Below are 10,691 nucleotides of genomic sequence, written 5' to 3'. Positions count from 1 at the left end.
CCCACTTCTTCGGCAGCGTCAGTTGTTTAATCGAGACAGGGCTCACGGGCACGGGGTGTTCCGCCGCGACCCGCCACCAGCGGCGGGACGCGAGCGCGGCCAGCGCCGCGCCCGCCGCGTTGAGCAGCACGTCGTCCACGGAGGACACCCGGTCCAGCCGCAGGACGTACTGCGCGGTCTCGATGAGGATCGAGCAGGCCGCCCCGAGCGCGAAGACCCGCACGACGGACGTCAACGCGGTAAACCGCATCGGGGCGAAGAAGCCGAGCGCCGCGAAGATCAGCAGGTTGGCGACGATCCCGAGCGGCCCCATCGTGATCAGGTCCCGCAGCGGCACCAGGCTCAGCCGCCCGTCCACGAGACCGGCGTTCTCCCCCGGCATCAGGGTCATCCACACGAGCGGCACGGTCCCGTGCACCATGCCCACCTCGGCCAGCGACGTCCGCCACGCCGCCGCGAACCCGACGGCCCGCCGCCACCACGCCAGCGCCCACACCACCAGCAGCGACAACGGCACCGTGAGCAGCGTGACCAGCACGACGCCGTTCTCCGTGGTGAGGCAGCCCTGCCACTCCAAGGCGAAGCAGCGCGGAGCGGCCATCAGCAGCGGCCGCCGCAGGACGACCAGCGCTCCCACCACCGCGAGGACCACCACCCCGAACAGCAGGGTCCGGCGCAACGGCGACGCGTCGTGGTTCATGCCCGCAGTCAAGACGAACGGCCGTTGCGAGGTCGTATGCGGTTTTCGATACGCCGGCGATACGCGCTACTCGCCGAGGACGCCGCTGACGTAGAGCAGACCGGCCATGCGCAGGTCGTCGTCCTCGATCGGCGGGAGGCCGTGGGCGGCGAGCAGGTCCCGGACGCTGGAGCCGGTCAGCGTCCAGCCGAGGCCGCTCAGGTAGGGGCCGGCCTCGTTGCGCTCGCCGAAGTAGCGCAGCGTCGCCATGTCGGTGTCGAACCCCTGCTCGCGCCAGCGCTCGGACGTGCGGTCCAGGCTCGCCCTCGTCCTGTCCTCGTCGCCCGGCCGCGGGTTCGGCCTGCTCTCGGTGGCCACCCGGCTGCCGGGCGCGCTGAGGTCGGTCACGGTGTCCAGCAGGCGGTCCTGCGCCTCGGGCGGCAGGTAGCCCAGCAGGCCTTCGGCGCTCCACGCGGTCGGCAGGGCCCGGTCGAACCCGGCGGCCCGCAGCGCGGCGGGCCAGTCGTCGCGCAGGTCGACCGCGACCGCCCGGCGGTCCGCCGTGGGTTCGGCGCCCAAGTCGGCCAGCGCGCGGGTCTTGAACTCGACGACCCCCGGTTGATCGACCTCGTACACCACCGTCCCGGACGGCCAAGGCAGGCGGTACGCGCGGGAATCCAGGCCGGAGGCCAGGATCACGACCTGGGCGACGCCCGCGCGGGTCGCGGCGAGGAAGAAGTCGTCGTAGAACCTGGTCCGCACCTTGGCCCCGTCGACCGCCGTCCGCCCGACCAGCTCGTCGGGGTCGGTCTCACCGGTGGCCAGCCGGGTGAGCAGGTCGATGCCGACCGCCCGGACGAGCGGCTCGGCGAACGGGTCGTCGATGAGCCTGGGCTCCGAGCGGGACGCTATCGCCCTGGCCGCGGCGGCGGCCGTGGCGGTCGCGCCGACACCGGACGCCAAGTCCCAGGTGTCACCGTCGTGCCGGGTGGAACCCATGTCCTGCCTCGGTTTCCTCGTGTGGTGAAGGCCGCCGGTCATGCTAGCGAGCCGCCCGCGCCTACCAGGGCAGCTCCCCGTTCTCGTCCTGGAAGGTGCCCGTCGGCCCGTCCACGCCGAGGGTGGCCAGCCGCACGACCGCCTCGGCGCTCTCAGCGGGCGACCGCCCGACGCCGAAGGCCGCGGTCATGTCGGTGGCGGTGGTGCCGGGCTCCAGCGCGTTGAACTTGATGCCCGGCTGGGACTTGGCGTACTGGACCGTCAGCATCGTGGCCGCCGCCTTGGACGCGGAGTAGAGCGCGAGCGGCAGTCCGAACTCCGGCCGCTCGGGGTTGGTCACCGCCCAGAACGACCCGGCGCTGCTCGACACCGTGACCACCGTGGGGTTGGCCGACCTGCGCAGCAGGGGAAGCGCCGCCTCCGTGACGCGCACGATCCCCACCGCGTTGGTGTCGAACACCCGCAGGGCCTCGGGACCGCCGACCGGTCCGTCGCCGAGCACGCCCGCGTTGTGCACCAGGACGTCCAGCAGTCCCTCGTCCGCCTCGATCGCCGCCAGCGCGCTGCTCACCGACTCGTCGTCGGTCACGTCGAGCCGCACGAACCGCGCGCCCAGGTCCGCCGCGGCCTTCTCCCCGCGCTCGACGTCGCGCGCGCCGACGTAGACGACGTGCCCCACCTCCAGGAGCCGCTTGGCGGTCTCGAACCCGATGCCCTTGTTGGCCCCGGTGATCAGCGTGACGGTCATGGTCCACACCCTCCAGGAACATTCCGCATCGATCGATGCAGAATTCGACCGTAGCACGTTCCGCAGCGATCACTGCGGAATGGGCGGCCGCCCTCAGACCAGCGGCCAGCCGCGCAGGGCGGCGTCGACCAACTCCTGGAGGTCGTCGCGGCTCGCCCCGCTCGCGGCCTGCACGGCGAGGCCGTACGACAGCGTGGTGACGTAGCGGGCGAGCAGCGCCGGATCGGCGTCCGCAGGCAGGTCGCCCTCCGCCACCGCCCGCTCGAACCGCTCGCGAATGCCGGAACGACCGTGGTCGCGCCACGCGATCAGCGCGTCGCGGACCTCGTTCCCGGCGTCACTGGTGACCAGCGCGCTCTGGACGCCCAGGCAGCCGTGGGGGTGCTCGGGGCGGGTGGTGGTCCGCACGGTGCCCGCCAGGATCGCGGCGGCGACGCCGAGCGCGGTCGGCTCCTCCAGCGCACGGCCCAGGTACGCGCTCGGGCCCTCGGTGTAGCGCTCCAGGACCTTGCGGAACAGTTCTTCCTTGTTGCCGAAGGTCGCGTACATGCTGGTGGTGGAGATGCCCATCGCCTCGGTCAGCACCGCCAGGCTGGCCCCCTCGTAGCCGTGCTCCCAGAACACCAGCACGGCCCGTTCCAGCGCCTCGTCGGCGTCGAACCCGCGCGGTCTGCCCGCCGGACGGCGCTGCCTGCTCTCCACCCGGCCAGGCTACGCCCTTCCGCAACGATCGCTGCGGAACCCCGCGGATGCGCGGTCCCAAGATCACCTGCACTATCGGGGCATGCGCAGCTCACTGTTCAACCACTCGGAACGGGCCGTCGAGCCCGGCAGCTTCCAGCTCCAGAACGAGCGGATGCTCAAGGTCGACCTCACCGGCAGCGGCGGGTTCTTCTTCGCCAAGCAGGGGTCGATGGTCGCCTACCAGGGCGACGTGGACTTCGCCTACGAGGGCGCGGGCGGGCTCGGCAAGCTGTTCAAGAAGGCCTTCACCGGCGAGGGCATGTCGTTGATGAAGGTGTCGGGCAGCGGCGACGTGTTCCTCGCGCAGGACGCGGACGAGGTGTTCGTGCTCTACCTGGAGAACGAGGGCGTCACCGTCAACGGCAAGAACGTGCTCGCGTTCGACAGCTCGCTCACGTGGGACATCAACCGCACCGAGGGCGCGTCGATGCTCAGCGGCGGCCTGTTCAACACGACGTTCACCGGCACCGGGGCGCTCGCCGTCACCGCGTACGGGACGCCGGTCGTGCTGACCGTGGACGTGCCGACGTTCGTCGACATGCAGTCCGCCGTCCTGTGGTCGACCTCGCTCCAGTCGTCGATCCGCAAGACCGCGAAGCTCGGCGCGGTCATCGGCCGCGGTTCGGGCGAGGCGTACCAGCTCGCGTTGTCGGGTCAGGGGTTCGTCGTCGTGCAGGCGTCCGAAGGGCATCCGGTGCCGACCGCGCAGTGACGACCGCCGGGCGGTCGTTCGACCACGTGGGGGAAGATCTGGCGCATGACGGCGTCGCGGCTCCTGGTTCGGCGGACCGAGCAGTGGTTCGTCCGGCAGGGCGCGCCGACGATGATCGAGGGCTACGGGTTCTTCTCCCACGTGCTGCCGCGGATGCTGCCCACGCTGGCGTTCGTCGCCATTTCCAGCCTGGTGTGGCTGGTGCCACTGGGAGCGGCGGGGTACGGGCGGTGGGTGCTGCTCTCCGTGGTGCTGGCGAGCACGGTCGTGGTGTCGACGGTGCTGTCGCTGTTCGCGCGGCGGATGCCCGTGTTCACCCGCCCGCGCACGATCGCGGTCCTCGTCGGGTACGCCCTGCTGCCGGTCGTGGTGCCGATCCTCCAGGACGCGATCGAGGACACCCCGGACAGCGATCCCGTGCAGCTGGCGCTGTTCTTCGCCGGGGTGTTCGCCGCGACCTGGCTCGCCGTCACCTACGGCCTCGCCGCGCTGCTGAAGGCCGCCGTCCGGCACACGCTGGAAGACTTGCGCACCAGCGTGAACCTGCTCGGCCGGGCGTTGCCGCCGCTGCTGTTCGTCACCCTGTTCCTGTTCTTCACCGGCGAGCTGTGGCAGGCGATGAACCGGCTCGAGTGGCCTCGGCTCAGCCTGATCGTCGCGCTGTTCGTGGCGATCACCGTGCTCGCCGCGGCCGCCCGGCTGCGCGAGGAGATCGGCCGGGTGGAGCACGACCTGAGCCCGCCGGTGCTGGAGGCCGCGTGCCAGGGCACGCCACTGGCCGAAGTGGACCCGAACGAGCCGGTGGAGGCGCGGAAGCTGACCGGCAGGCAACTGCGCAACCTGTTGGTGATGCTGGCGATCCGCCAGCTCTTGCAGGCGGCGGTGGTCGGTCTCGCGCTGTACGCGTTCTTCGTGGTGCTGGGCCTGATCGTGGTGCTGCCGGAGACCGCGGAGCAGTGGATCGGCGGGCCGGTGGCGTACGCGACGTGGCTGCCGGACGTGCCGGTGGCGTTGCTGCGCAACGCGACCCTGTTCGCGGCGTTCGGCAGCATGTACTTCGCGGTGATCTCGATGAGCGACGCCGAGCACCGCAAGCAGTTCTTCGCGCCCGTGGTCGAGCAGGTGGAGCGCACGCTGGCCGTGCGCGCGGTCTACCTGGCCGTGCGGTCACGCCGCTAGGCGATCACGGTGGCGCAGTTCGATTCCTGATCCCCCGCGGTGAGCCGGAGGTGGGTCTCGCCCCACACGCGAACGCCTTCGACGACGGGCAGGACCGTTGTGCCGTAAGGGGTGAGCCGGTAGATCACCCGCGCCGGGACGGGTCCGGTCACCACCCGTTCGACGAGACCGTCGGCCTCCAGTTCCCGCAACTGCTCGGCCAGCACCTTGGGCGTGATCGGTGCGCCCCGGCGGCGCAGGCCCGCGAAGTGGGTCTCGCCGTGGGCGAGCCAGTACAGCAGCGTCAGCTTCCACTTGCCGCCGATCGCGGCGAACGCCGCGGCCATCGGGCAGCCGGGCAGGGGGTTGGGGCGGGAGGGGTTACCTCCAGGTGCCTTCTTGTCCACGACCGCGCTCCGCTCGGATAGTCGGGCCCATGACCTTGCCACACAAGAGATTCCTCGCCGTCGGCCTCTCGGCCCTCCTGCTGATCGCCACCGCCGCGTCGGGCGGTGCACTCGCGGATCCCGCGGCCTCGACCGGCCAACGGGACTTCGACTGGGAGGCCGGCGCGTGGCGCACCTCGGTGCGGGTGCTCGCCGACCCGCTCTCGGACACCCCGGACCAGTGGCTCCAGTTCACCGGCACCAGCGTCGTGCGGCCGCTCTCGGACGGGCGGGCGAACGTCGTGGAACTCGCGGTGTCGGGGGCGAGCGGGCGCATCGACGGCCTCAACCTGCGGCTGTACGAGCCGCAGGCGACGCAGTGGAGCCTGACCTTCGTCAGCTTCCGCGACGGCCTGCTCACCCCGGCGGTGTTCGGTGGGTTCCACGACGGCGTGGGCGAGTTCTTCGGCGACGACCAGCTGGGCGGCCGCCCGATCAAGGTCCGGTTCCTCGTCCACCGCCAGGGTCCGGACACGGCGAGGTTCGAGCAGGCGTTCTCGGCCGACGGCGGGACGACGTGGGAGACGAACTGGATCGCCATGGACCGCCGGACCCGCTGACGGCTCAGGCGCTCGCCACGCGGAGGTGGCCGTCCACCGCGTGGCGGGCGGCCGTCCTCGCCGCGTCGATGACGGCCCTGTCCTGCGACAACCGGCCGGACGCCAACGCCCCGTCGATCAGGAGCCCGATGTGCGCGGCCAGCGCGGCCGGGTCGGGCGCGTCCGTCGCCCGGCTGAGGTCGAGGAGCCAGGCCTGGCGGCGGACGGTGTGGGCGACCGTGGCCTCGGCCGCCCGCGAGCCCGCCGCGGCCTCCACGGCGGCGCTGATGAACGGACACCCGAAGAAGCCGTGCCGGTCGAACGAGCTCTCCAGCGCGTCGAACAGTCCGACGAGCTGGTCGGCGGGACTGCTGCCCGCCCGCTCGGCGGCGTCGCGCAACTGCCCCATCCAGGACTCGTCGGTGCGGCGCAGGTACGCCGACACCAGGTCGTCCTTGGTCGGGAAGTGCGCGTACAGCGTCGACTTGGCGACGCCCGACTCGGCGATCACCCGGTCCATGCCCACGCCCCGCAGCCCGTCCCGGTGGAACAGCTCCGCGGCGGTGTCGAGGATCTTCCGCTCGGTGTTGGTCTTGCGCACGCGCGTCGCCATGTCGGACAGACTAGTCCGTCCGATTACCGGCCGACGTCGACGACGACCTTGCCGTCGGCGGTGCCCTCCCCCACCAGGCGCAGCGCGTCGGCGACGGTGTCGAGGGAGAACCACCTCGGGTCCACCCTCGGGGTCAGGTCGCCCGCGTCGACCAGCCTCGCGACCTCGCCCAGGATCTCGCCGTGGTGCTCGCCGCCGCGGCCGGTCAGCAGCGGCAGCAGGGTGAACACCCCGGAGTACGTGGCGCCGCGGAAGGACAGGGGCGCGATGCTGTGCGTCCCCCAGCCCAGCGAACTGACGACGTGGCCGGTGTAGACGCGGGCGGCCTGGAACGAGGCGTCGAGCACCGCGCCACCGGCGGTGTCGTACACGATGTCGAACCCCTCGCCGCCGGTGTGCTCGGCCACGTACTCCTCGACCGTCGTGGAACGCGGGTCGATGTGCGTGGCCCCGAGCGCCTCGACCACGCCGGCGCGCAGCGGTGAGGCGGTCGCGTACACCCGCGCTCCGTGGGCCCGTGCGATCTGGATCGCCGCCTGCCCGACGCCACCCGCCCCGCCGTGCACGAGCACCTTCTGCCCCGCGCGCACCCGCGCCCGGTCGACCAGACCCTCCCAGGCCGTGATGGTGATCAGCGGCAGCACGGCGGCCTGGCGCAGGTCCACCCGGCTCGGCACGCGGGCCAGCAGTCCCGCGTCCACGGCGAGGTGCTCGGCCAGCGTGCCCTGCCGCCCGCCGACCCCGCCGACGAGCCCGAACACCTCGTCGCCGGGCGCGAAGCCCTCCACGCCGGACCCCACGGCCTCGACCACGCCCGCGACGTCGAGGCCGAGCACGGCGGGTGGCTCGACCCTGGCGTGCGCTGCCTGACCGGCCTGGATCTTGACGTCCAGCGGGTTCAGCCCGCTCGCCACGACCCGGACGAGCACCTGCCCCGCCGTGGGCACGGGCCGGTCGACCTCCCGGAGCGCCAACGGCTTCCCGAACTCCTCAAGCACGGCCGCACGCATGGGTCCACCTCTCCAACCGTTCCGCGGCGCTCCCGTCGAGCGCCCTTAATCGAACAGACTAGTCCGTACGATTAAGGGCGCGAACTGTGATCCCGCTTTCACGAGGGGCGGTGCCGCTACGAGGGCGGCGGGCAGGCGATCGCGTCGAGGGCGGCCGTCAGCCGGGACACGAGCGTCTCGGTGGTCTCGGCCTGCAGCGACCGGTTGCCGAGCACGTTGCGCATGAGCTGCACGCCCGCGCAGACGGAGATCAGCAGCGCGGCGCGCGCCACCGGCTCGTCGCCCGGCAGCTCGTCGGCCAACTGCCGCTGGAAGTGGGTCTCCAGGTGTCCGCGCATGATCTCGGCGGCCCGCTCGTTCGCCGCCGAGCGCAGGGTCAGCAGCAAGCCCTGGGACTGCGACAGCGGGGCGTCGGTCAGCAACGCCTCCGCGGCCGCGCGGGTGTGACCGGGCGACATCGTCAGCGGGTGCCGGTAGGTCTCCTCCACCGCGAGCCCGAACAGCCGTTCCTTGGACCCGAAGTAGCGGGTGATCAACCGGGGGTCGACGCCCGCCTCGCGGGCGATCTCGCGGGTGCCCGCCGCGTCGTACCCGCTGCGCGCGAACACCACCACGGCCGCGTCGAGGATCGCGCGCTGGGTCGCCTCGGCGTCCCGCGAGCGCTTCGCGACCGCCGCGGCAGGTGCTCGTGTCGTCGGCTTGGTCGCCACGGCCGAAGTGTACGACGGGTCACGCCACTGGCAATGTCCTCACCTGAGGACTACCGTTGTCCTCAGGTGAGGACACGAGGTCCTCCACGACCACCCGAGGACCTGCCGACATGTCCATCCCCCAACGCCACCTCGGTCCCGACCGCCTCGAGGTCGGAGCGATCGGCTACGGCGCCATGAGCTTCGCCGCCCCCTACGGCCAGGGCGAGTTCGACGCGGACGCCGCCGCCCGCGCGATCCTGGACCACGCGTCGCGACTCGGCGTGACCATGCTCGACACCGCCGACGGCTACGGCCCCAGCGAGGAGGTGCTCGGCCGCGCGCTCGTGGGCCGCCGGGACGACTTCGTCGTGGCGACCAAGTTCGGCATCGTCTCCGCGCCCTTCGGCGGCGCGGAGGCCCGCATCGACGGCACCCCCGCCTACGCCCGCGAAAGGCTGGAGCGGTCGCTGACCAGACTCGGCACGGACCACGTCGACCTGTTCTACCTGCACCGCGTCGACCCCGACGTGCCCATCGAGGAGACCATCGGCGGCATGGCCGACCTCGTGGCCGAGGGCAAGGCCCGCCACCTCGGCCTGTCCGAGGCCGCGCCGGACACGATCCGCCGCGCGGCCGCCGAGCACCCGATCACCGCGCTCCAGACCGAGTGGTCGCTGTGGGAGCGGGGCATCGAGCAGGAGATCCTGCCGCTGACCCGCGAACTCGGCATCAGCGTCGTGCCCTACAGCCCGCTGGGCCGCGGCGTGCTGACCGGAGCCGTGACCGCGCGGGAGGACCTGGCCGAGAACGACCACCGCCGCCACATGCCGAGGTACGCGGAGGGCGCCTTCGAGCGGAACGTCACGACGGTCGACGTCCTGCGCGCCATCGGGACCGAACTGGACGCCACGCCCGGCCAGGTCGCGCTCGCGTGGCTGCTGTCCAGGGCCGAGGACGTCGTGCCCATCCCCGGCACCCGCCGGGTCGAGTTCTTCGAGGAGAACAGCACCGCCGCGAACCTCGTGCTGACCGACGACCACCTCGCCGCGCTGGACAAGATCACCGTCGAGGGCGCCCGCGAGCGCCACACCGCCGTGGGCGCGCGCAACTGGTTCGACGGCGTCACTCCCCCGCGCTGAGCGCGGCGATCCCCCTTACCGGGCAGGCGTTCCGCCGCGGCGGCGCGGAGATCGGCCGGGCTGGTCCGGGTGGTGGGCCAGGGACACCAGGACGATCTCCCGCGCCGCGCGGACCGTGGCCTCGAAGGCGGCCGGGTCGCGGCCGATGCGCTCGGCCCCCGAGCGCATGACGCCGGACAGCAGCTCCACCACGAGTTCCACGTCGTCCACGGCGCGGAACTCACCGCTCGCGACGCCGTCGCGGACGACGTTCTCCACCTCGACCACGATGGCGTGGAACGGGCTGTCCGGCCCCTTCGGCACCTCGGCGACCAGCGGGCCGGAGCCCGGCCGGAACATCAGGCCGAGTGCCTGGTCCGCGGCGGCCTCCAGGACCGCCTCGACGATCTCCCGCATCCGCTCCGCGGCCGGGTCGGACGACCGGGCGGCGATGGCGGCCACGCGCTCCAGTGCGGGTCGGCTCGCCCGCCGGGTCAGCGCCAGGACCAGCGCGCTCTTGTCGGCCGCGTAGTTGTACAGCGTGTTGCGCGCGAGACCCGCCTTGGCCGCGATGTGGCCCATGGTGATGGACTCGTAGTCGCGTTCGAGCAGGAGCCCCCGCATCGCCTCGGCGAGGTCGGCCCACACCATCTCGTGGTGCTCCTCGATGCTGGCTCCCCGGATTCGCGGCACCCGACCATCCTTCCCCACGGGGGCTCGCCCACCGCCGTCAGCCCGCCAGCGCCACGCTCGACAGGTGCGGGTTCTCCTGGTGCGCCGAGGTGAGCTTCACCCGGCTGAAGCGCCAGCCGTCGGCCGTGCGGACGGCCTCGTTGTCGTAGAAGCCGACCACCAGCCAGCGGTTCGGGCCGCCCGCGGCGACCTCGTCCGGGACCCAGTGCTCGGCGCGGACGTGCGCGTGGACCGTCGCGCTGTCGCCGTCGACCCGTACGACATGTCCGGTGATGACGTGGTGCGTCGCGTCGTAGTGCGCGAAGGAGCCCTTGACGACCGCGAGGTAGTCGTCGAGCGGCAGGACCATCGGCGGGATGTCGGCGACGGACGAGAAGTCGAGCGTCAGCGGATCGGTGAAGACCTGGCGCGGCAGCTCGACGTACTCCTTCAGGTCCGCGATGTCGGCGTACTTGCCGAACAGCTCGATGAGATCGGCGCGATCGTCCACGGGAAACCCTCCATCGGTTTTTGCGACAACCTGTCGTAATAGATTACGAC

Annotated in this window: 14 protein-coding genes; 4 read left to right on the top strand and 10 right to left on the bottom strand. The window is 72.1% G+C overall.

Annotation, left to right across the window (positions count from 1 at the left end; translation table 11 throughout):
• From ACFWW9_RS44170 to ACFWW9_RS44155, 4 genes are all read right to left on the bottom strand, one after another.
• The coding region (locus tag ACFWW9_RS44170; RefSeq protein ID WP_390389302.1) for a VanZ family protein at positions 1-700 on the bottom strand (700 nt) is incomplete at its 3' end.
• A gap of 66 nt (positions 701-766) precedes the next feature.
• The gene (locus tag ACFWW9_RS44165) at positions 767-1,678 is read right to left on the bottom strand and encodes an SAM-dependent methyltransferase (RefSeq protein ID WP_390389300.1); all 912 of its coding nucleotides are present in this window, start codon (positions 1,676-1,678) and stop codon (positions 767-769) included.
• A 61-nt stretch (positions 1,679-1,739) separates the two neighbouring features.
• Positions 1,740-2,426: an SDR family NAD(P)-dependent oxidoreductase gene (locus tag ACFWW9_RS44160; protein ID WP_390389299.1), complete on the bottom strand. Its 687-nt coding sequence runs from the start codon at positions 2,424-2,426 to the stop codon at positions 1,740-1,742.
• 93 nt (positions 2,427-2,519) lie between these two features.
• Positions 2,520-3,128, bottom strand: a complete 609-nt coding sequence (locus ACFWW9_RS44155; protein ID WP_390389297.1) for a TetR/AcrR family transcriptional regulator — start codon at positions 3,126-3,128, stop codon at positions 2,520-2,522.
• 82 nt (positions 3,129-3,210) lie between these two features.
• On the opposite strand from ACFWW9_RS44155, the gene ACFWW9_RS44150 reads away from it, so the two are divergent.
• Both ACFWW9_RS44150 and ACFWW9_RS44145 read left to right on the top strand, forming a co-directional pair.
• The gene (locus ACFWW9_RS44150; protein ID WP_390389296.1) at positions 3,211-3,882 is read left to right on the top strand and encodes an AIM24 family protein; all 672 of its coding nucleotides are present in this window, start codon (positions 3,211-3,213) and stop codon (positions 3,880-3,882) included.
• 45 nt (positions 3,883-3,927) lie between these two features.
• Positions 3,928-5,061, top strand: coding sequence for a hypothetical protein (locus ACFWW9_RS44145; RefSeq protein WP_390389293.1), 1,134 nt, complete (start codon positions 3,928-3,930; stop codon positions 5,059-5,061).
• Here ACFWW9_RS44145 and ACFWW9_RS44140 read toward each other — a convergent pair.
• Positions 5,058-5,447, bottom strand: a complete 390-nt coding sequence (locus ACFWW9_RS44140) for a winged helix-turn-helix transcriptional regulator (RefSeq protein ID WP_390389290.1) — start codon at positions 5,445-5,447, stop codon at positions 5,058-5,060. The genes ACFWW9_RS44145 and ACFWW9_RS44140 overlap by 4 nt on opposite strands.
• A gap of 29 nt (positions 5,448-5,476) precedes the next feature.
• Between ACFWW9_RS44140 and ACFWW9_RS44135 the strand changes: the two genes are divergently transcribed.
• On the top strand, positions 5,477-6,046 hold the full coding sequence (locus ACFWW9_RS44135; RefSeq protein WP_390389289.1) for a hypothetical protein: 570 nt from the start codon (positions 5,477-5,479) through the stop codon (positions 6,044-6,046).
• A 4-nt stretch (positions 6,047-6,050) separates the two neighbouring features.
• Here the strand turns inward: ACFWW9_RS44135 and ACFWW9_RS44130 are convergent, their stop codons facing one another.
• The 3 genes from ACFWW9_RS44130 to ACFWW9_RS44120 form a co-directional block, all read right to left on the bottom strand.
• Complete coding sequence (locus tag ACFWW9_RS44130; protein WP_390389287.1) at positions 6,051-6,638, bottom strand: TetR/AcrR family transcriptional regulator; 588 nt, start codon at positions 6,636-6,638, stop codon at positions 6,051-6,053.
• A 23-nt stretch (positions 6,639-6,661) separates the two neighbouring features.
• A complete protein-coding gene (locus ACFWW9_RS44125; protein ID WP_390389286.1) occupies positions 6,662-7,648 on the bottom strand; it encodes a zinc-dependent alcohol dehydrogenase family protein in 987 nt (328 codons plus the stop codon).
• A gap of 116 nt (positions 7,649-7,764) precedes the next feature.
• Positions 7,765-8,358, bottom strand: coding sequence for a TetR family transcriptional regulator (locus ACFWW9_RS44120; protein WP_390389285.1), 594 nt, complete (start codon positions 8,356-8,358; stop codon positions 7,765-7,767).
• A 110-nt stretch (positions 8,359-8,468) separates the two neighbouring features.
• Between ACFWW9_RS44120 and ACFWW9_RS44115 the strand changes: the two genes are divergently transcribed.
• Positions 8,469-9,479, top strand: a complete 1,011-nt coding sequence (locus ACFWW9_RS44115) for an aldo/keto reductase (RefSeq protein ID WP_390389283.1) — start codon at positions 8,469-8,471, stop codon at positions 9,477-9,479.
• 15 nt (positions 9,480-9,494) lie between these two features.
• On the opposite strand, the gene ACFWW9_RS44110 is transcribed toward ACFWW9_RS44115, so the two are convergent.
• Both ACFWW9_RS44110 and ACFWW9_RS44105 read right to left on the bottom strand, forming a co-directional pair.
• A complete protein-coding gene (locus ACFWW9_RS44110; protein ID WP_390389282.1) occupies positions 9,495-10,151 on the bottom strand; it encodes a TetR/AcrR family transcriptional regulator in 657 nt (218 codons plus the stop codon).
• Between the two features lie 37 nt (positions 10,152-10,188).
• Positions 10,189-10,641: a nuclear transport factor 2 family protein gene (locus ACFWW9_RS44105; protein WP_390389281.1), complete on the bottom strand. Its 453-nt coding sequence runs from the start codon at positions 10,639-10,641 to the stop codon at positions 10,189-10,191.
• Between the last annotated feature and the right edge of the window lie 50 nt (positions 10,642-10,691).

The sequence above is a fragment of the Umezawaea sp. NPDC059074 genome, from assembly GCF_042738955.1.
Lineage (GTDB): Bacteria > Actinomycetota > Actinomycetes > Mycobacteriales > Pseudonocardiaceae > Umezawaea.
The sequence above is the reverse complement of the archived record's forward strand: the minus strand, read 5'-3'. Positions and strand labels throughout refer to the sequence as shown.